19 protein-coding genes are annotated in these 20,474 nt (G+C 59.7%); 5 read left to right on the forward strand and 14 right to left on the reverse strand.

Translation table 11 applies throughout. The features are described from left to right. Positions 1-120: 120 nt before the first annotated feature. Complete coding sequence (locus tag ACXHRN_RS06330; protein ID WP_488640486.1) at positions 121-1,149, forward strand: LacI family DNA-binding transcriptional regulator; 1,029 nt, start codon at positions 121-123, stop codon at positions 1,147-1,149. A gap of 39 nt (positions 1,150-1,188) precedes the next feature. Here the strand turns inward: ACXHRN_RS06330 and ACXHRN_RS06335 are convergent, their stop codons facing one another. Further along, positions 1,189-1,857, reverse strand: coding sequence for a BUD32 family EKC/KEOPS complex subunit (locus ACXHRN_RS06335; RefSeq protein ID WP_488640487.1), 669 nt, complete (start codon positions 1,855-1,857; stop codon positions 1,189-1,191). A gap of 7 nt (positions 1,858-1,864) precedes the next feature. Beyond that, on the reverse strand, positions 1,865-3,586 hold the full coding sequence (locus tag ACXHRN_RS06340) for an FAD synthase family protein (protein WP_488640488.1): 1,722 nt from the start codon (positions 3,584-3,586) through the stop codon (positions 1,865-1,867). A gap of 80 nt (positions 3,587-3,666) precedes the next feature. Between ACXHRN_RS06340 and ACXHRN_RS06345 the strand changes: the two genes are divergently transcribed. The 3 genes from ACXHRN_RS06345 to ACXHRN_RS06355 all read left to right on the forward strand — a co-directional run bounded on the left by ACXHRN_RS06345 (position 3,667) and on the right by ACXHRN_RS06355 (position 6,361). Then, a complete protein-coding gene (locus ACXHRN_RS06345) occupies positions 3,667-4,194 on the forward strand; it encodes a hypothetical protein (RefSeq protein ID WP_488640489.1) in 528 nt (175 codons plus the stop codon). A 403-nt stretch (positions 4,195-4,597) separates the two neighbouring features. Then, positions 4,598-4,999 (forward strand): MarR family winged helix-turn-helix transcriptional regulator, encoded by a 402-nt coding sequence (locus ACXHRN_RS06350; protein ID WP_488640490.1) that lies wholly within the window; start codon positions 4,598-4,600, stop codon positions 4,997-4,999. A gap of 69 nt (positions 5,000-5,068) precedes the next feature. Continuing rightward, a complete protein-coding gene (locus ACXHRN_RS06355) occupies positions 5,069-6,361 on the forward strand; it encodes an MFS transporter (RefSeq protein ID WP_488640491.1) in 1,293 nt (430 codons plus the stop codon). A 64-nt stretch (positions 6,362-6,425) separates the two neighbouring features. Here ACXHRN_RS06355 and ACXHRN_RS06360 read toward each other — a convergent pair whose 3' ends face one another. From ACXHRN_RS06360 to ACXHRN_RS06400, 9 genes are all read right to left on the reverse strand, one after another. Then, entirely contained in the window at positions 6,426-7,517 is a 1,092-nt protein-coding gene (locus tag ACXHRN_RS06360) for a protein-glutamate methylesterase/protein-glutamine glutaminase (RefSeq protein ID WP_488640492.1), read from the reverse strand. Between the two features lie 5 nt (positions 7,518-7,522). Next, positions 7,523-8,377, reverse strand: coding sequence for a CheR family methyltransferase (locus ACXHRN_RS06365; protein ID WP_488640493.1), 855 nt, complete (start codon positions 8,375-8,377; stop codon positions 7,523-7,525). A gap of 24 nt (positions 8,378-8,401) precedes the next feature. Further along, complete coding sequence (locus ACXHRN_RS06370) at positions 8,402-8,890, reverse strand: chemotaxis protein CheW (protein ID WP_488640494.1); 489 nt, start codon at positions 8,888-8,890, stop codon at positions 8,402-8,404. Further along, entirely contained in the window at positions 8,887-10,704 is a 1,818-nt protein-coding gene (locus ACXHRN_RS06375) for a methyl-accepting chemotaxis protein (RefSeq protein ID WP_488640495.1), read from the reverse strand. The genes ACXHRN_RS06370 and ACXHRN_RS06375 overlap by 4 nt, the downstream gene beginning before the upstream one ends. 103 nt (positions 10,705-10,807) lie before the next feature. After that, entirely contained in the window at positions 10,808-12,490 is a 1,683-nt protein-coding gene (locus ACXHRN_RS06380) for a methyl-accepting chemotaxis protein (RefSeq protein ID WP_488640496.1), read from the reverse strand. Positions 12,491-12,537: 47 nt separating this feature from the next. Then, a complete protein-coding gene (locus tag ACXHRN_RS06385) occupies positions 12,538-13,029 on the reverse strand; it encodes a chemotaxis protein CheW (protein ID WP_488640497.1) in 492 nt (163 codons plus the stop codon). Beyond that, positions 13,026-15,038 (reverse strand): chemotaxis protein CheA, encoded by a 2,013-nt coding sequence (locus tag ACXHRN_RS06390; RefSeq protein ID WP_488640498.1) that lies wholly within the window; start codon positions 15,036-15,038, stop codon positions 13,026-13,028. The genes ACXHRN_RS06385 and ACXHRN_RS06390 overlap by 4 nt, the downstream gene beginning before the upstream one ends. After that, positions 15,035-15,403 (reverse strand): response regulator, encoded by a 369-nt coding sequence (locus ACXHRN_RS06395; RefSeq protein ID WP_488640499.1) that lies wholly within the window; start codon positions 15,401-15,403, stop codon positions 15,035-15,037. Before ACXHRN_RS06395 ends, ACXHRN_RS06390 begins: the two co-directional genes overlap by 4 nt. After that, entirely contained in the window at positions 15,403-15,705 is a 303-nt protein-coding gene (locus ACXHRN_RS06400) for an STAS domain-containing protein (protein WP_488640500.1), read from the reverse strand. The genes ACXHRN_RS06395 and ACXHRN_RS06400 overlap by 1 nt, the downstream gene beginning before the upstream one ends. A 337-nt stretch (positions 15,706-16,042) precedes the next feature. On the opposite strand from ACXHRN_RS06400, the gene ACXHRN_RS06405 reads away from it, so the two are divergent. Then, a complete protein-coding gene (locus tag ACXHRN_RS06405) occupies positions 16,043-17,779 on the forward strand; it encodes a chemotaxis protein (RefSeq protein ID WP_488640501.1) in 1,737 nt (578 codons plus the stop codon). Between the two features lie 77 nt (positions 17,780-17,856). On the opposite strand, the gene ACXHRN_RS06410 is transcribed toward ACXHRN_RS06405, so the two are convergent. The 3 genes from ACXHRN_RS06410 to ACXHRN_RS06420 form a co-directional block, all read right to left on the reverse strand. Then, positions 17,857-18,576 carry an AAA family ATPase gene (locus ACXHRN_RS06410; protein WP_488641842.1) on the reverse strand — a complete coding sequence of 240 codons (720 nt, stop codon included), beginning with the start codon at positions 18,574-18,576 and terminating at the stop codon, positions 17,857-17,859. 159 nt (positions 18,577-18,735) lie between these two features. Next, complete coding sequence (locus ACXHRN_RS06415) at positions 18,736-19,578, reverse strand: ABC transporter permease subunit (protein WP_488640502.1); 843 nt, start codon at positions 19,576-19,578, stop codon at positions 18,736-18,738. Beyond that, entirely contained in the window at positions 19,575-20,369 is a 795-nt protein-coding gene (locus ACXHRN_RS06420) for a taurine ABC transporter ATP-binding protein (RefSeq protein WP_488640503.1), read from the reverse strand. The genes ACXHRN_RS06415 and ACXHRN_RS06420 overlap by 4 nt, the downstream gene beginning before the upstream one ends. Positions 20,370-20,474 lie beyond the last annotated feature (105 nt).

Below are 20,474 nucleotides of genomic sequence, written 5' to 3' on the forward strand. Positions count from 1 at the left end.
GGCGATTACCATGCCAACTTGATGCATATTTAATCAAGTTATGATTTCTTGGTCGAGGTTGATTATCTCATTTGTATCATATATAGACATCAATGATATTTTTTGTATCAGGATATGCGAATGAGCCGTCCAACCATCCGTGACCTCGCGAAAGCCGCTGGCGTGTCCGTGGCAACGGTCAATCGCGTACTGTCCAGCGACGCCGGCGTGCGCACCCACACGCGCGAAAAAGTGCAGGCCGCAGCCGAGACGATAGGCTTCTACGGCCTTGGCGCAATTCAGTCGCGGAATGCGGCGGTGCGCCAGAAGTATCGTTTCGGTGTCATCCTGCTGCAGCCGCACCGGCCGTTCTACCAGCTTTTGGCGCAGGCATTGCGCGCTGCCGCGCAACGCGTCACGGATGCCGACGTCGAGCTTCGCATCGAGTTCCTCGATGATCTTTCGCCGCAGAACACCGCCGACCGGGCCATGGCGCTTGCGCAGGATTGCCAGGCCGTATGCCTCACCGCCGCCGTGCATCCTCTGGTCATTCAGGCACTTGAAATGGTGCAGGCCAAGGGCGTTGCGGTCTTTGCGCTGATTTCGCAGCTTTCCGCCACGGGGCAGGTCCATTATGTGGGGCTGGATAACTGGAAGGTTGGCCGCACAGCAGCCTGGACCTTCGAGCATGTCTGCAGGGCGCCAGGTAAAATTGGCATCCTGATGGGCAACCACAGGTATCGGAACCAGGAAATGAACGAAACAGGATTTCGTTCATATTTCCGCGAATATGCGCCAGAATTCACACTGCTGGAGCCGATATCCACATTCGAATCCTCGGCGGTCGGCCAGGAAATGACAGAGCAACTGCTCCGTGAACATCCCGACCTCGCCGGGCTATATGTGGCAGGCGGTGGCGTCAGCGGCGCGATTGCGGCGCTGCGCAACAGCGGTCGAGCAGGCAAGCTGGTGCTGGTCGGCTACGAACTCATGGAGAGCACCCGAGCTGCGCTGCTCGACGGCACACTCACGCTCGCCATCGCACACCCGCTCGGCCGTCTCGCCGACGAAGCCATCGGCGGTATGATTCGCTCGGCTACCGCTCGCGGAGACACAGCCAACTACACCAGTATCGTTCCTTTCGAGATCTACACCCGCGAAAACATATGAGATCGATTCCGCGAGCGCTCATCACGCAAGCGTCTTGCGCTACCGCTTCATGACGATCGACTTGTCGATCGTATTGCGCTCCGCAGAGAAGAGCGCCTCAAAAATCGCTTTCCGGTCATCGAACCGATGGATGTCAAGCCGATGCTGGCGGCCGATGCCCTGTGGCCAATCGGATGGGATGATTTCCCCAACTCTCGTCGCCCATCCGAAATCTATCAGCGAGAGCCTGCCATCGAGGACGACCAGATTGTCGCATTTGATATCATTGTGGCAGCATCCATGCTCGGACAGTGCAGCAAGAATGTCCGATGCCTGCCGACGCCAGTCGTCGGGTAAATTATATTGCCGGACCGGCTCCCCTCTATAATCCAGCGTCAGCGTATCCGCTGTATAGGATGACAAGCGAGGCACTATGCCTGTCGATTGCAGCTCGGTAAGCCAGCTGACTTCTCTTTCGAGAATTTTAAACTCCGAGAATGTCGAGACTGTCTTGATCACCGTGCCGGTGTTGAGCTTTATGACGACTGAGCTTATGGCCGGCTGATCGAGAGCGAGACAATAGAGGCCGCTGTCGTCCTCGTACTCGACACTCTTGCGGAAGGCTACGTCGGTAGGCCTGCAATCCAATGAGGTGAAGTGGACAATATTGTAGCTCTCCTCGGGGTCTAGCGAGGCGATGTATTCGCGCAATCTTGCTGGCACGATCATGGTGATGTCACTGCCTCGCGGCCAAGGCCTGCGAGATGGCCGCCTTTATCAACGTCGATGAAACGTCTGGGGTGCGCTTAAGATAAACGATCTCGACGCCGTGATATCCTCTGACCTGCTCGAACCTCGGATGTCCTTTCCAATCATCGCCGACGACGAGAAAGCTTGCACCGAAACGATCTATATCCCATTCCTTCTGATCCGGTTCTCGCTGAATGAAGACCTCGTCAACAAAGGGGAGATTGGTAACGGCGTTGCGACGGATCTGCTCGCTTTGCCAGATGGTCTTTCCCTTTTGCTGGCACAGCGCGTCCGAAACGACGCCGACGACGAGGTGATCACCCAGTTCCCTTGCGCGTTCGAGCAGATGCAGATGACCTTGATGGAACACATCGAACGTGCCGTAGGTCAGCACCGTGCTTCGAGGAACGGGCAGAAGACATTGGTTGTCAATATCGCTTAACTCACTGCTTTTCTTGTGAATGTTCCACTCCGGTCCAAAGCGCCACGACAAATACTCCTCCGGAGGGTAGGGAAGGAAAACCTTGATATCCTTGTCGGTGGGCCAGGCAACGGCCTTCTTGTTGTCGATGAGATGCCGGGGCTTCTTCCGCATCGTAACGTCGTTGATATTGAGAAATGCCTGTTCCGAGATGCCTTCGTAAAAGTAATAGATATCGACAATGACACCGTGATTGGTGTCGTCGCAGAATGCGGTTTGCATGACGATTCCGTCGAAGTAGCCTTCGCGGACAAGCGAAAAGCCTTCTTTTCTGAAAGCATCGACTAGCTCGGCAGCGGCTGCGCACGAACTGCGGCTTCCCCGGTATTTCAAACCAACTCTGATGTCGATATCGGTGTCATGGGGAATGAATCCGCCTTCGCGGACCATGCCCAGCGCTGTCCCGACACCGATCCACCAGTTGGGTCGCGAGCCATCGGAAAAGGCAAAAGACCGGCTGAGGATTTTCGTGGCTCTGCGAAGTGAAAGTTCCGGAGTCAGATCGTTGATGGGACGAACGTCAAGCGCGTGGGCGGTTCTGAAGATGACCCGTGGCTCCCGTGTTTCCGTGGCTTGATCCAAACTAAGAAAGAAAACCTCCGGATCATTGCTGAATCGAGCACGCCGGAGACGTCTGCCTTCGGCTTTTCCGAAGCGGAGATAGTGAACGAAAGGATTCATCCCTGCGGCCTTCACATCCGGGTAGGTCTCCAGATAGTCCGACGTGGCAAAAAGTTCGTTTGGATCGAGCCCGTAGCGCCAGCCCTGTTCCAGATAGTGCTCAACCGGGTCGAGATTTTCGGGGGGTGAGAAAAAGGTTCGCTCACGAATTTGCTGATTGTAGAATTCGGCATCCAGTTCCTCTCGGACCAGCGCCTTGGTCTCACTATTCTCCCTCACGAGACGCTGTTCGCTGCGTCCAAATCGAAGGTAGTGGAAAAACGGTATCATTCCGGCCGCAGCGACATCCGGGTTGCTGGAAAGATAGTCGGCCGTCGAGAACCAGGCATTCGGATCGCGGCCATCGCGCCATCCGGTTTGAATGTACTGTTCGACCAAGTCACAGGAAGGATCGTTTCTGACTGCATCTGCTACGTCTGGATAGGCCTTACAATAGAAATGCTTGTCAAACTCGCTCGCGATCAGCGATCTGATCTCGGCGCGCCCGTCAAATTTGGGGGCTGCCGGGCCTTCTTCGTGCGTTTCGATCGGCATTTCGTCCATCATGCGTCTAACTTTCGGATACCGTTCCATTCACGTGCGCCGGCCGGAAGGAGAACCATGGCACTCCCGAAGATGTCAAGGAAATGTATTCGGCTTATCTGACTAGTTTTGGGCTGTTTCGCCAAGTCAATTTTCGCCTGGACAGCATTGCTGCCAGAATTGGCATCGGCTGTCGAAGTAAGCCTGATCTGGCGCTTGTCGGTCAAGGGATGAATGCGGTCGGAAGTTGTTATACAGCACGACAACAGAACATCCACGGAACAGAAATTCGCGAGCTCTTACGGCGTCGGCCAAAGCTCGCTTCAGAGCTCGAGTCGAGCAATGGAGAACGCTCGTCCGACAAAAAAAGTTCAGTCTGTTTTCTGGGGATTTTGTTGCGCATTTGCCTGATGGGGCAGGGCGGCTTTGGCGGCTATTGCAAGCTGGCGGGCGTGCGCCCGCCGCATCGTGCAGCGTGTCAGTTGCAGATCACTTTGATCGCGCAGGCATTTGCCGGGCGCGTGCTCAGCTCGAAAGCGGAGGCGCCGAGCGACAGGGTAACCATCGCAAACAGCAGGAAAAATATGGCTTTCATTCTCGTGGGTCCTAAAGGCAGTGCGAAGCACATGTAGCGGCATCTGTGGGTGTCACGCTGATCGTCGACACACATGTCGAAAATGTGACGATGGTGAGCAGCGTGTAGGCAAATATTCTGATCATGCGATCCCTCGTATGACTTGTGTCAAAATGAGCTGACGTTCGTGGCAGCCTGATGGCATGCCAGCGAGAACGACGCTGTTTCCGAGGGAACACACGGGAATTTATGGTGATATAGTTAGGGATTGGTTACCCGCTTTATAAGAGATGTCGCATATGAATTTTGCTCACCTGTCATGCAGTTGCGGAATGGCTGAGAGGACCGCAGCAGCCACTCTTGTCAGCGTCTGGCGAACCGGGTAATCGGGAATAGAAAATAGTTTCCGAAATCCAGGCTTTCGGCTTGCGCATGTCTGGAAGCGGGTATATACCCGCGCCATGTTTGACGGACCCTGCTACTGCATCTTGCTTCGAAAAGCGTCGCGCCGGCTGAGCGCCCGCTATGACGAGGCGCTTGCGCCGCTTGGAATCAATATTTCGCAATTCAGCCTGTTGAGGAACATCGAGCGCAAGCAGCCGATCTCGCTGACTGAGCTTGGTGGGATCATGGAACTCGACCGCTCGACAATCGGCCGCAACACCAAGGTGCTGGAGCGGATGGGGCTGGTGACATCCGTCACAGGCGAAGATCAACGCGAGGCGCTGCTGTCGCTATCCGCCAAGGGGACGGACCTTCTCGAGGAGGCGACGCCGATCTGGGAGAATGTGCAGGTTGAGCTCGATGATCAGGTGGGCGAGGAAGCCAGCCTGCAACTGCAGCGCCTGCTGGAAATTCTTTGATTTCATTTGTCAATATGCGGGTATATGCCCGCATATTGGCGGCAAACAACATGATAAGAGGACGGAAACATGATTGCGAACCGGCTGGCGGCCACCCTCGGGGCCAGAAATATTCACTACGGCTGGGTTGTGGCCGCGACCACCTTCCTCACAATGCTGGCCACCGCCGGCGCGATGGGTTCTGCAGGTGTGCTGATCGAGCCGCTGCAGAAGGAGTTCGGCTGGTCGACGGCGAGCATTTCCAGTGCCATGGCGGTGCGGCTGATGCTGTTTGGCCTGCTCGGACCGTTCGCGGCAGCCTTCATGAACCAGTTCGGCATCCGCAAAGTGGTCACGACCGCACTTGCGCTGATCTCGTTCGGCATCATCGGCTCGTTCTTCATGACCCAGCTTTGGCAGTTGCTGCTGTTTTGGGGCGTGATCATCGGCGTCGGCACCGGCATGACGGCGCTGGTTCTGGGCGCGACGGTGGCGACTCGCTGGTTTTCCGAGCGGCGTGGCGTCGTGGTGGCATTGATGACCGTTAGCAACGCCACGGGCCAGTTGATTTTCCTGCCGCTGCTTGCCTATCTCACAGAGGTCGTCGGTTGGCGGATGGCGCTGACGGTGGTGGTTGCGGTCATTATCGGCGCCATGCTGCTCGTTCTGTTGCTGATCAGGGATTATCCGGCCGAAGTCGGACTGGCGCCCTATGGCGAGCGGACGATCGTGCCACCCCCGCTTCGCAACAAGAAGCTGGGCGAGTTGCTTCTGCTGCCGCTCAAGGCGCTTTACGAGGTGCGCGGCAGCGCGACCTTCTGGGTGTTGTTCGGCACATTCTTCATCTGCGGCCTCAGCACCAACGGGCTGATCCAGACGCACTGGATCTCGATTTGCGGTGACTTCAACATCGAGGCGGTCAATGCCGCTGGACTGCTGGCCATGGTCGGCATCTTCGATTTCATTGGCACGCTGTTTGCCGGTTGGCTGTCGGACCGCTACGACAATCGCTGGCTGCTGTTCTGGTTCTACGGTCTGCGCGGCCTGTCGCTGATCTATCTGTCGGTCTCCGGCTTCGGGATCGCGTCGCTGACACTGTTTGCCGTCTTTTACGGCCTGGATTGGGTAGCGACCGTGCCGCCGACGGTAAAACTGTCGGCCGAGAAGTTTGGGCGTGAGAAGGCGAACATCATCTTCGGCTGGGTCTTCACCGGCCACCAGCTCGGTGCCGCAACCGCGGCCTTCGGGGCAGGGACATTGCGTACCGACTATGCCTCCTACATGCCTGCCTTGCAGATTGCCGGCGCCATGTGCTTGGTCGCGGCAGTATCGGTGATGTTCCTTACCAAGCCGAAGCCCAAGCTGGCTCCGCAGGCAGCCTGATTAGCGGCTTGCTTTCATGCATGCCGTTATCCCAAAACCGCTATACACTTTTGGGCGGCATGCATCAGAATCTCGCCTGGGCGGACATGATCTCCTGGGCGATTTTCTCCAGAGGCGCGATGCGGTCGACGCCGCCGCGCGCGATCGCTTCCTTGGGCATGCCGAAGACGATCGAGGTCGCCTCGTCCTGGGCAACAGTAAAGGCTCCCGCCTGGTGCATCTCTTCCATACCGCGGGCGCCATCGTCGCCCATGCCGGTCATGATCACGCCCATGGCGTTGGAGCCGGCGGCACGCGCGGCCGAACGAAATAGAACATCGACCGAAGGCCGATGGCGAGAGACGAGCGGGCCAGTCCTGACCGAGACGTGATAGCGGGCGCCGCGACGTTCAAGCAGGGTATGTTGATCGCCGGGCGCGATCAGCACATGGCCGCGAAGAACGGGATCGCCATCGACCGCTTCCTTGACTTCGACTTCGCAGAGGCTGTTCAGCCGCTTGGCAAAAGCGGCGGTGAATTTCTCCGGCATGTGCTGGACGATGACCATGCCGGGTGCGTTGGCCGGCAGCCTTTCCAGCATTTCCCGGAGCGCTTCCGTGCCGCCGGTCGAGGCGCCGACACAGACGACCATCTCGGTCGTCTTGGCCATGGCGCGGCCGGTTGGGGGAGGAGGGAGCACGGCATCGGCCGTCAGCTTCTCCTGCGGGTTCAACGGTGTTGCGGCGATGCGGTTGCGGCGCAGATTGCCAAGCCGGGCTTTTGCCGCAGCCTTGACGACATGGCGGATGTTGTCGCCGATCTCGGCGAGATGGTCGGCCGCGCCGATCTTCGGCTTGAGGATGACATCGACTGCACCTGCTTCGAGCGCCTGCATCAGCGTTTCCGAACCGCTCTCCGTCAGTGACGAGCACATGACGACGGGGATCGGATGCTGGCTCATCAGCTTGCGCAGGAAGGTGATGCCATCCATCTGCGGCATTTCCACATCGAGCGTGATGACGTCGGGGATTTCATCGCGGATGCGCTTGGCGGCTATGAACGGATCGGCCGCCGCACCGATGACCTCGATATCGGGATCGGCCTCGAGCACCCTGGTCAGCGTCTGCCGGACGCTGGCGGAGTCATCGACGATAAGCACGCGGACTTTCTGGGACAAAGGCTCTAGATCCTCTGGAAGACGGTGTTGGCGACGGTCTTGAGCGGCAGGTCGAAACCGGCGACGGATTCGGAATGGCCGATGAAAAGATAACCGCCAGGCAGCAGGCAGTCGCAGAGACGCTGGAGCACGCCGGCCTGGGTTTCCTTGTCGAAATAGATCATCACATTGCGGCAGAAGATGATGTGCACGGGATCGCCGATGCCATAGCGCTCGTCCATCAGGTTCAGCCGTGCGAAAGCAACCTTGGAACGAAGGTGCGGCGCAATACGGACATCGCGGCTACCCCTGTTGACCGAGCGCATGATATATTTCTGCCGGAGATCCGCAGGCACCGGGTCGATGATCTCTGATGTGTAGATGCCACGCTGGGCTGTCGCGAGCACCTCGGTCGAAAGATCGGTGGCGAGGATGGTATACGGTGTATTGCCGTTCTGTTGGGCGTATTCCTCCAGCACGATCGCCATGGTGTAGGGCTCGGCGCCCGTTGAGCAAGCCGAACTCCATGCCCGGACGCTGCGCGCACCACGCCGCATGATGTCGGGCAGCGCCTGCTTGTGCATGAAGGTGAAATGGTTGGGCTCGCGGAAGAAATCCGTCTTGTTGGTGGTGACTGCGTCGATCAGGTAGATGGTCTCATGTTCGAGCCCGTCGCCCTTGAAGAGATAATCGCAATAGGAGTCGAAGCTCGATTTGCCGGTGGCGCGGAGCCGCCGGCGCAGGCGGCCCTCAAGCATGGTGAGCTTCGACGGCGGCATCTTGATGCCGCTGTAATCGTAGATAAATTTCGCCAGTCGATCAAAATTCTTTTTGCTGATGCCATCCGGCTGGATGGGCACGCTACGCGATACAGATGACATGCAGGTGTTCCCGGTTCTTATTGTTTATGCTGCGTCCCTTGATGACATGAGGGCAGTGTCGTCAGCAGTCAGCAACCGTGCGAGATCGATGATGACGACGAAGCCGGTCTCGCGGCGCACCACGCCGGAAATGTAGTCGGAGCGCCAGCGGATGCCGATATCGGGGGCCTGTTCGATCTGGTCCTGCCGGAAAGGCGTGACCTCGAAGACCCGGTCGGCGACGAGGCCCAGGCTCAGCGTGCGGTCGCCGAGCGGCACGTCGAGTACCAGGACGCGGGTATGCGGCGTCGGAATAGTGCGCGAGAGGCCGAGCTTCAGCCGGAGATCGATGGTCGGCACCCCTTGCCCCCGCACATTGCGGAGGCCGAGAAGGTAGTCGGGGCCATTCGGGATCTTGAAGGCCTCCTCATAATCCAGGATCTCCCGGACCACCTCGACAGGGACGGCGAAGACTTCCTCGCCGAGGCTGAACGTAACGAACTGTGCTTCGTGCGAGGAGGTCGCCATGATCATGCGCTTTCCCGGAAATCGGCGTCACCGGCATCCGGTCCGCCATGGCTGAGGTCGAGTGCGAAGCCCTTGACGCGAGCCTGCTGGGCACTGACGCTGTTGTGCTCGGTGGGCTTACGGGCAGAGGCGGCCGACTGGTGCATGTGCGCGGGGCGGCTGGCCGGCTTGGCCGGAGCCGCTTTCTGCGGGGCCTTGGCCGCGGCGTGGCCGCTCTCGACCTTGAAGAAGGCGATCGACGTCTGCAGCTCCTCGGACTGCGCTGCGAGTTCTTCCGAGGTGGAGGCCATCTCTTCCGATGCGGACGAGTTCTGCTGGGTGACCTTGTCGAGCTGCTGGATCGCCTCATTGATCTGGCTGGCACCGATATCCTGCTCGCGGCAGGCAGCGGTGATTTCCGAGACCAGTTCGGCTGTCTTACGGATGTCCGGAACGAGGCGGGCGAGCATGTCGCCGGCTTCCTGGGCGGCCTGGACCGTGGACGAGGACATGGCACCGATTTCGCCGGCGGCAGACTGGCTGCGTTCGGCAAGCTTGCGGACTTCCGAGGCAACGACCGCAAAGCCCTTGCCGTGTTCGCCGGCGCGCGCGGCTTCGACAGCGGCGTTCAGCGCGAGCAAATCGGTCTGGCGGGCGATTTCCTGAACGATGGAGATCTTCTCGGCAATGGTGCGCATGGCGGCCACGGCACGATTGACTGCTGCACCGGAGACTTCGGCATCCTTGGCCGACTGGCGGGCAATCTTTTCCGTCTGGGCGGCGTTGTCAGCGTTCTGCTTGATATTGGCTGCCATTTCTTCCATGGCGGCTGAGGCTTCTTCGGCGGCAGCGGCTTGTTCGGTCGCACCCTGGGAGACCTGTTCGGAGCTCGCTGAGAGTTCCTGGCTACCGGAGGAAACGTTGAGCGATGCCGAAAGTGCGTCACCGACGACGCCACGCAGGCGCTCGACCATGCTTTCGAGCGCAAGACCAAGCGTATCCTTCTCGGAGAGGGGCTTGGGTGTCACGGTCAGGTTACCGTTGGCAATCTGGTCGGCGATGCTGGCGGTCTCGCGAAGGTTGGCGGTCATGACGTTGATCGTGTCGACAAGATCCTTGATTTCGTCGTTGGTCTTGATTTCAATCTTCTGGTTGAGGTCACCGAGGGCAACCGCATCCGCGACCGTCTTGATTTTTCGCAGCCCGGAACCGATGCTCATCGAGATCCAGATCGCGGTACCGACCGCAGTGACGAGGGCGATTGCGGCGATCACGATCATCAGCATACGGGTCTGGAGATATGCGGCTTCCGCTTCGTCATTGGCGCGGCTCATGCGGTCGCGGTTGATCTGGACCGCCTCGTCCAGTTTGTCGCTCAACTCGTTTACCGCTTTCCGGCTCTCGCCGGCAGAAATCGCCACAGCCTCGGGCATGTTGGCTCGCTTCACCGCCGCGTCCACCTTGCCGTTCGCATTGTGATTGGCGCTTGCGAGCGCTGTGGTTTCATCCCAGAACGCTTTTTGGTCCGCTGACGCCGTAGAGGCCAGTTCCTCAAGCAGGGTCGTGAACTTTATTTCGAGCTCCTCGCCTGTTGTGTAAAATTTGTCGATCTCTTCCTGGGTTGTCGCCAGCAGCATGTTCTTCTGCGCGCGAATGCGGTTGAGCGACAGGATTTTCACTTGCTGGATCTTGTCGAGGCGCGCCGCGGCGACCTCGGTGACGTAGCTCATGGCTTGATTGGCGGACGCCAAACTGTAGATTCCGTAGCCGGCAGTTCCAATGAGAACCGCGGCGAGAAAGCCGAAGGCAACGGCAAGTTTCAATTTGATCGTAATACGCATCTGAGAGGCCCCTCGAAACCCGGACGTGCCCTGCCGGGATGGTGTGCTGAAAACATTTTGATCGCGAACCGTCAGAGCTCTCCGACGGTCCGCCCGCAATTCATTATGCACTTTCCCGGAAGTCGGCGTCGGCTGCATCCGGCCCGCCATGGCTCAGATCGAGCGCGAAGCCCTTGACGCGTGCCTGCTGGGCGGCAACCGTGTGGCCGGCGACCGGCTTGGCGGCTGGCCGCGGCTTGGTCGTGTGCAGGTGGGTGACAGCCTTTGCGGCCTTCTGCACCGGCTTGGCATGACCACCATCGACGCGGAAGTAGGCGATCGAGGTCTGAAGCTCTTCGGACTGTGCAGCGAGCTCTTCCGACGTTGCAGCCATCTCTTCCGAGGCGCTGGCGTTCTGCTGGGTCACCTTGTCGAGTTGCTGGATCGCTTCGTTGATCTGGCTGGCACCGATGTCCTGCTCGCGGCAGGCTGCAGTAATTTCGGTGACCAGTTCGGCCGTCTTGCGGATATCGGGCACCAGGCGGCCGAGCATTTCGCCGGCTTCCTGTGCGGCCTTGACCGTATCACCGGACATCGCGCCGATCTCGGCGGCGGCAGACTGGCTGCGTTCGGCGAGTTTGCGTACTTCCGAGGCAACGACTGCAAAGCCCTTGCCATGTTCGCCGGCACGGGCGGCTTCTACCGCAGCGTTCAGAGCGAGCAGGTCCGTTTGGCGGGCGATTTCCTGGACGATGGAAATCTTCTCGGCAATGGTGCGCATGGCGGTGACGGCCCGATTGACGGCTTCACCGGAGATTTCGGCATCCTTGGCCGACTGGCGGGCGATCTTTTCGGTCTGGGCGGCGTTGTCGGCGTTCTGCTTGATATTGGCGGCCATCTCTTCCATCGAAGCCGAGGCTTCTTCGGCAGCCGCGGCCTGTTCGGTGGCGCCCTGCGAGACCTGCTCGGAGCTTGCGGAAAGCTCCTGGCTGCCGGAGGAGACGTTCTGCGAGGCGGAGATCGCATCGCCGACGACGCCGCGCAGGCGATCGATCATGGTGTTGACGTAACCGAGCAGCTCGCCGATCTCGTCGCGGTTGGTAATCTCGGCCATCTTGGTGAGATCGCCGTCCGCAACATCCCGGACTGCTGATATGGCGCGATTGAGGCCGCGGCTGATGGTCAGCGAGATCCAGACTGCGGCAATGACCGCGATCAGGAAGGCGGCGGCTGCGACTGACATCATGATCATGCGGGTCGCGGCATATTGCTGCTCGGCCGACTCATCGGCTTCGTGCAGGCGGCTGCGTTCCAGCGTGACGACTTCGTCCAGCACCTTGTCGATTTCCGCAACGGTCTTGCGGTTTTCGTTCACGGAAATCTGCAGCGCGCCGGCGGTGTTTCCGGCTTCCACAAAGGCTCGTATCTGATCATCCTGCTTGAGGAAATCGGTATCCAGCGTGCGCAAACGGTTCCAGAAGACCCGGCCTTGTTCGGTGGCCTTGGCTTCGACGGAAGCCAGCGTTTCCTCGAATGTCTTGCGGCTGGCGTCGCTCTTGGCGATCGCGGCCTTGATCTCGGTCGGATTGGCGGCGAGCAGCAGGTTCTTCTGCTGGCGGATCTGCTGCAGTTGTTCGTTGTTCAATGTCATTGCCAGCTGCAGGCGTTCGGCGGGTCCGGTCAGGACGTTGCCGAGAGTATCGTTCAATGCGCCGAGGCTCATGATGCCGTAACCGGCCGTGCCGATCAGCAGCATAATGAGAAAGCCGTAGGCGAGTGCGAGCTTTAATTTGATTGTCATACGCATATTCGTATCCCCTCAAAAAGTTGGTGAGTAACGCGTGTCTGCAACGCTCACAGTTCGTGCCGGAACGCGAAAATGGCGTTCATGTTCGGTACGATTATAAAGTCGCTGCCCCGCTTCACGAGGCAGTCGATGTAGTCTGCGCGCCAGCGCATGCCGACGCTGGGCGGCGGTTCGCTGGCTGTCTTGGTCAGGGTGGTGACTTCGTTGACCTTGTCGGTGCGAACGCCGATCAGCACGGGCTCGCCGTCAAGCTCAAGCTCGATGACGATGATGCGGCTGTCATTGGTTGTCGTGGTCGCTTCCATGCCGAAGGCCAGACGGATATCGGCAAGTGGAATGACGCGGCCCCGGAAATTCAGGACGCTGGCGACGAAGGGTCGGGCGCCCGGCACCGGCGTTTCCGGCAAGAGATCCAGGATTTCACGAACGATCACCGCCTCTATGGCGAAGGTTTCGCCGGCGATGTCGAAGGTCAGGACCTCCAACTCGTCGCTGTCGTTCCAATGGGTGGCGTCGATCTTCTTCAGGGCTTGGTTCATCCGGCTGCGCGCAACTGCGCCTCCTGCTGTTGGCCTGCCGTGACCAGATGGGCCACGTCGAGGATCAGAGCGACGCTGCCATCGCCGAGGATGGTCGCACCCGAGAAGGTCGCAATATCATGGTGCAGCTTGGACATGGCCTTGATGACCGTCTGGTGGTCGCCGATGATCTGGTCGACCACGAGGCCGACACGTTCGGTGCCGGTCGAGATGACCACGATCTTCTGGTAGGGATCCGGTTTGGTGCCGGTGCGGAACTGATCGCGAAGGCGGATGAAGGGCACCAGGCTGTCGCGCAGCGAAATGAAGCTGCGGCCGCGCGAGCGCATGTCTTCTTCGAGCGACAGTTCGAGGCATTCCTCGACAGCCGAGAGCGGGATGACGTAGCGGCCGGAGCCGACACGCACGAGCAGGCCATCGATGATCGCCAGCGTCAGCGGAATGTTGAGCGAGATGTCCGATCCGGCGCCCGGCGTGCTGGTCATGGTGATGGTGCCGCGCAGCGCTTCGATGGTGCGCTTGACGACATCCATGCCGACGCCGCGGCCGGAAAGGTTGGTGACATTCTGCGCCGTCGAGAAACCGGGCTGGAAAATCAGCTGCAGCAGCTCCTGGTCGGAGAGGACGGCATTCGGCGCGATGATGCCGGAGGATTCCGCCTTGGCGCGCACGCGTTCGCGATTGATGCCGCGGCCGTCGTCGCTGATGGTAATCTTGACTTCGCCGCCGGTCTGGCGAGCCGAAAGCACGACCCGTCCGGCGGCGGGCTTGCCGGCGGCGATGCGCTCATCGGGTGTTTCGAGACCGTGGTCGCAGGAATTGCGGACGAGATGGACAAGCGGATCGGCCAGCCGCTCGATGACGGACTTGTCGACCTCGGTCGTTTCGCCTTCGGTGACCAGTTCGATCGTCTTGCCGGTCTCATGGGCCAGATCGTGGACGAGCCGCCGGAAGCGGCTGAACAACTGTGTCACCGGCACCATGCGCAGCACCATCATCGTGTCGCGCAATTCACCGGAGAGGCGTTCGATGTCCTCGGAGACGGCACGCAGCGGTATGTCGGCGCTGGCGCTCGCCAATTGCGACAGGCGCGATTGGGCAATCACCAACTCGCCGACGCGGTCCATCAACTCGTCCAAGCGTTCGGCCGGAACGCGGACATTCTCGTTGGCCTTGCTCTGCTTGGCATCGCTGATGGCCGGCACGCTTGCTGGCACAGCGGCAACGGGCTTGGGCTCAGGGCGAGGAACGGAGGCTGTATTCTTCACGGGCTCAATGGCCGCGACTGGCACCACCGTCGCAGGCGCTGCGACTTCTGGCTCGCCGGAGGTGATATCCAGCTCCATGTCGTCCATGACGAAGATGAAGACATCCTCGATAGCCGAGCGCGGCGCCTCGGATTTCAGGTCGACAGTCCATTTGACATAGAGGGTCGAAGCATCGATGACGCCCAGCGCCGGGATCGCAGAGCGGTCGGCGACGATGTGGCATTCGCCGAGGTCGCGCAGTTCGTCGAGCAGCGGCAGCGGATTTGTGCCGTTGGCCATGGCGTTGGCCGGCAAAGAGAACTTGACTGTCCAATGCGTGAGTTTCGGCCCGGCTACGGCAGGTGCGGGCGCGTCTTCACCGCCGGCTGCACTTTCGACAGCCTTGCGAAGGCTGTCGAGCAATCTGGTGCCCAGCGCGTCATGGTCGCCACTCGGCGTTTCCACCAGCGTGCGCATATGGTCCTTGGCTTCGAGAACGGCGGAGATCAGGGCTTCTGTTGCAGGAACCTCGCCCTTGCGGACGAGGTCGAATGCCGTTTCGCAATGATGGGTGAAGGCAGCGAGCGCCTCGAAGCCGAACATCGCGCCCGAACCCTTGAGGGTATGCAGGCTGCGGAAAACGGCGTCGATCTGTTCCTTGTCGCCGAGATTGCCGAGCAGGTCGAGAAGACCGGCCTCGATGGCTTCAAGCAGCTCTGCTGCTTCGGTTCTGAAGACGTCAATCGGGTCCGGGTGGCTCATTTACCGAGGACCTTTCTGACGATCTTGACGAGGTTTTCAGGGTCGAAGGGCTTTGTGAGCCAGCCGGTGGCGCCGGCTTCCTTGGCCTGTTGCTTGATCGAGCCGTCGGACTCGGTGGTCAGGAAGATGATCGGTATGCCCATCTGGCTGGGGATCTTGCGGAGTTCGCGGATCATCGTCAGCCCGTCCATGACAGGCATGTTGAGATCGGTAACGATCAGATCGAATTGGCCCGATGTCGCCTTGGCGATGCCTTCGGCGCCGTTGACGGCCTCGGTCACTGCGTAGCCGGCGCTGGACAGCGCGACGTTGGTGGTCAGGCGAATGCTGGCGGAATCGTCGACTGTAAGAATATTGGCAGACATTAAATCATCTCCTTATGGAGCCAGAATCTGGCGTCGTCGGCAGAAAAGCTTTCGAGGAAGCCCGCGCGCCCGAGCGTCGCGACAATGGCTTCGTTGGCAGGATTGACGAGCGCGATCTTCTTGCCGGTCGCGTGCGCATGATTGCGGGCGGACTCGAGCAATTGGACGAGCGACAAGTCGCATTCGGCCACCTGGCTCGCATCTATATCGACGGCGTCGTTTTCCTCGAACTGTGCGACGAGTTCGGCATGGGTGTCCTTGATGTTGCGGATGTTGACCTTTTGGCCGACTAGGTACGCCATGCGATTGCCCGCTTTTTCGAGTGGAGGAGAGATGCCCTATTTGAGCCACAATCTTTAGCGGGTTTGGTTAATAAATGGCGAATATTTCTACTCCAGATTTAGCATGCAGATTTAAGGTATGAAATCTCGCTGGATATCTTTACCTCTCTTTAAGTTTGTCTCCGATTTCTTGATACTCAAGTTTATGTCAATAAAATCATATATTTGAATATTCTTCGGCGCCTCGATCACGGTCTTTGCCCAGTGTCGAATGAATCAACTTATGCAAGAGTTTACGGCTCCTTGGGATGTTACCTCTATGGTCCGGGCAACAGGGGACTGCATAAGGATAAGAACCGTGCTGAAACGAAACACACAGGCCATGCTGCTGGTGCCGGCCGACAGGTCCGGCCTCGATGCGAAACTCGCTGCGGCACATGGAAAGCTGGAGAAGAAATTTCTCGAAGGCGGCGCGGTCCTGATCTCGATCATCGATATCCTCAAGCGACTGATCGGATCGCTCGATGCGCTGACAGGCGCGCTCGATGGCCAGACGACGAGTGAGACCATGGCCGGTATCCGAGCCACGGCGATCGAGCTCGGTGGGCTGACAGGTTTTGAGCTGTCGCGCCAGGAGCGTTTCGAGCAGCTCTCGGCGAGCTGCAAGATGATGCAGGAAAACGTCGGCGACATGCGCGAGACGATGCGCTACCTCCGCACCTTCGCGATCACTGTCAAGATCACCGGCGCCGGCCTTGCGGAGTTTGCCGGATTTGCCGATGAGATCCGCGAACGCATCCAGTCCGGTGCCAACGAGGTCGACAAGTTCGGCGTCCAGCTGACGACCATCCGCGCGCAGCTTGAGAAGGCGCGTGCCTTTTCCGGCAGCATCTCCAAGGACTATTGCGACATCGTGCCGAAGATCGTGCGCGAATTGGAACACGACGCCGGTCGCGTCGCCGAGCACCACAAGAACCTCGTCAAGACAGCCAATGAAGTCAAGGCGCTGGCGCGCGGCGTGCAGGGCAAGATCGCCACCGTCCTCTCCGCGCTGCAGATCGGCGACATCACCCGCCAGCGCATCGAGCATATCCGCACCAGCTTCGAGATATTCGAACAGTTCCGCCGCTCCGCTGAGGCTGAAGGTTTGGGCGAAGAGACGATCAACCGCATCGATGGCGCCATCAATCATCTCGCCGCGGCGCAGATGGACGAGACGCTCGCCGACTTCCAGCGCGAATGCCGCAAGGTCATGGAGAACATGGCCCGCTTCGTCGACGATGCGCAGGATATCCTGGCGCTGCGCGATACGATGCACCGCCAGAGCGACGGCGAGGGCAAGAATTTCCTTAGCGGTCTGGAATCCAATGTCGCCGCCGCCTCCAAGCTGGTGCTTAATGTCGAAGGCACAAGCAATGAGGCCAACGAAGTGGCACTCTCGACCAGTCGCACGGCGAGCAGCCTGCTGGCCGGCATCGAGGTGATCCGCTCGATCAAGACCGATATCCATTACATGGCGCTGAATTCCAACCTACGTTGCTCCAAGCTTGGGGATGAAGGCCGCTCGGTCAACGTCGTCAGCGGCGAATTGCGTGTCTTCGCCGAAAAGCTCGAAGAGCCCGCCAACAAGGTGCTGGAGCAGCTGCAGATCTTCGAAACCACAGCCGTGACCTTCAACAACGAGCAGGGCGGTGGCCAGGGCAATATCAGCGAGCCGCTGAATGCTGCACTCGACGCGATCCGCCAGGTCTCCGGCCGCATGGACGAGAGCATTGCCGAGTTCGAACGCGAGGGCCAGGAAGTGTTCAGCAAAGTCAGCGCTGCGATCGGCACGCTCGATTTCGAGAATGAGCTGGGTGACGTGCTGCAGGATTGCCTGGAAAGCTCATGGTCGATAGCCGATCTCAGCACCGGAGATATCTCCGATGTTGCGGGTGCGATCGGCGCCTTCAGCAACCGGATCTTCCGCACCTATACGATGGCATCGGAACGCGACATCCATCGCCGGTTCTTCCCCGTCGATATGGTGGTTGAAGCGGTACCCCAGGCAGCGCCTGCGGACGACGAGGAACTGTTCGAGGACGCGCTGTTCTAAAGCGCGTGGCGCTTTAGCTCTTTGTTTCGACGCATGTTTTAAGCGCAAAACCGCTGCACACTTTTGCGCAACATGCGTCAGGCAGCGCGGATCTGGCGCACATTCTGCAGGGCAGGCGCTGACGTCACCGCATTGCGGTTCGGCACATAGCCCAGTACTTCGGTCGCAAAGGCAGCGGCATTTTCCCGCGCCTTGTCGAGGTTGCTGAAGCGCTCGGCTGTTTCGTCATGCAAGCTGCAGCCGTAGTCGAACAGATCGCGATAGGCGGAGCGTTCGATGATCGGCGTGTCCAACACCCGTACATTGCGCTCCCAGAGCAATTCCTTGACCACCTGCAAGGCGCGGGTGGTGACCATGGAATTGACGCGCGACAGCACGACAGAGTGCGGGATGCGGATGCTGGCCTTGGTTTCCAGATATTGCAGCAGTTCCAGCACCTGCGCGCCGCCCTGAGCGTCCATGGCGCAGCCCTGGATCGGGATCAGCACATGATCCGACATGCCCACGGCCGTTGCAAGCAGCGGCGTCGAGGCGCCGGGAAGGTCGATGATGAAGTAGTCTGTCTTCGGCTTGTGGCTCGACATGACGGACTGTATGGTTGCCAGCGTCACATAGGGAACGACAGTGATGTTCTGCACCGGCTCGCCCGTCTCATGCCAACGGCTGATCCAGCGCTGCGGATCGGCATCGAGAATGGTGACGCTGTTGCCCAGGTGGGCGAGCTCCGTCGAGAGCAGCAGGACGGCGGTCGTCTTGCCTGCGCCGCCCTTGGTGTTGGCAAATGTAATCACCGGCATGTCGTATTCCCTGAAATCGGTTTTCGAGCTGGTCATCGCTCGGCAAACACCATTCATCCGGTGCGCGTCTATCCTTGCCAATCATGGTTAACAAAGCCTTGCGCTGCGAGGGCGAAATCGCGCATCCGGCGGGCGCTATTTTTCAGGCTTTGGCCACTATTAGCGATGCTGTGCCCATGGCGCCAATGTCCGCTCCAGCAGTCGCGCCAAAAGCTCGAACAGGAACGCGATCAGCGCGATTACGAAGATCCCGGCAATGACGATATCGGTCACCAGAAACTGCGCTGCGGACTGGATCATGAAGCCAAGCCCGCGCGAAGCGGCGATCAGTTCGGCGGCCACCAGCGTCGACCAGCCGGCGCCGAGCGCGATGCGGACGCCGGTGAGGATCGACGGGATGGTGCTCGGCAGGATGACGTTGAACAACAGCTGCAGCCGAGTCGCGCCAAACGAACGGGCGGCGTTGATGTGATCCTTCGATGTGGATTTGACGCCGGAGACTGTCGAAATGATGATCGGCGGCAGCATGGCCAGCGCGATAACGACGATCTTGGAGGCCTCGCCGATACCCACCCATATGATGATCAGAGGCAGATAGGCCAGCGGCGGCAGCGGCCGCAGGAATTCGACGATCGGGTCTAGAATGCCCTTGCCGACGCGGCTGAGCGCGATCGCCATGGCGGCGGGGACGCCGATCAGCACCGCGGCGGCCAGACCGCCGAATATGCGGTAGAGGCTCGCCAATGTGTGTTCCAGCAATGTGCTGTCGACAAAGCCGACGGTGATCAGTTGGTAGGACGATCTCAGTACCGCAAGCGGCGAGGGCAGGAAGACCGGTGACACCAACGCGAAGGCGGCCGCAAATGCCCAGAGGCCGATAATGGCTGAGATGGTGATTGCCGAGACGATCAGCGTGATATCAGCCGGTCGGCGCCGGCGCCGGCTGGTTTCAGCGTTTTCAGCGATCTCGGCCTCTTCGATCATGCCCGTGGAATAGGTCATGCTGCAAATTCCGCCTGTTCGGTGTGGATCAGCAGGGTCAGCCGCTCATGCGCCTGCTTGAATTCATTGCTCTGGCGGATGGTCGCGGCGTCGGTGCCGCCGAGATGCCGCCGGCCGAAATCGAGCGGGATGTCGGCGGCGATGCGGCCGGGATGCGGTTCGAGCACGATGACGCGGGTCGCCAGGAACAGTGCCTCGTCGATCGAGTGAGTGATCAGCAATACGCCGGTGGATGAAGCCTTCCAGACATTCAGCAAGAAGGATTGCATGCGGCTGCGGGTCAGCGCATCGAGCGCGCCAAGCGGTTCGTCCATCAGCAGGAATTTGGGATCCGAGGCCAAGGCGCGGGCAATGCCGACACGCTGGCGCATGCCTCCGGAAAGCTCCCAGATCTTCTTGTGGCCGGCACCGGCGAGGCCAACGAGATCAAGCAATTGCTCGGCCCGAATGTCGCGTGCTTCCTTTGGCACATGCCGTAGCTTGAGCGGAAAGCCGATATTTTCGCGCGCATTGAGCCATGGATAGAGGGCATCGTCCTGGAAGACGACGGCGCGCTCGCGACCAGGCCCTGCGATCGGCCGATTGTCGACCGAAACCGAGCCGCGCGTCGGTGTCAGGAAGCCCGCAGCGAGGTTGAGCAGGCTCGTCTTGCCGGAGCCGGAGCGGCCGATTACGACAACGAATTCCTGGTCATCCAGCGCGAGGTTGATGTTGTGCAGAATATCCTTGGTCTTGGCGCCGTTGGCGGCGGCATAGTTCAGGGACACACCCTGCAACGTCAGTCTGCTCATGTCGAAACTTCCTTCCCCCAAGGCACTGCCGGAAAACTGTCCGGCGCGGCGGGACTGGATTCCACCGCGCCGGACCGAAGCGGTTGAAGCTGGCAGGCGGTCAGG

Source organism: Shinella sp. OV683, assembly GCF_057787725.1.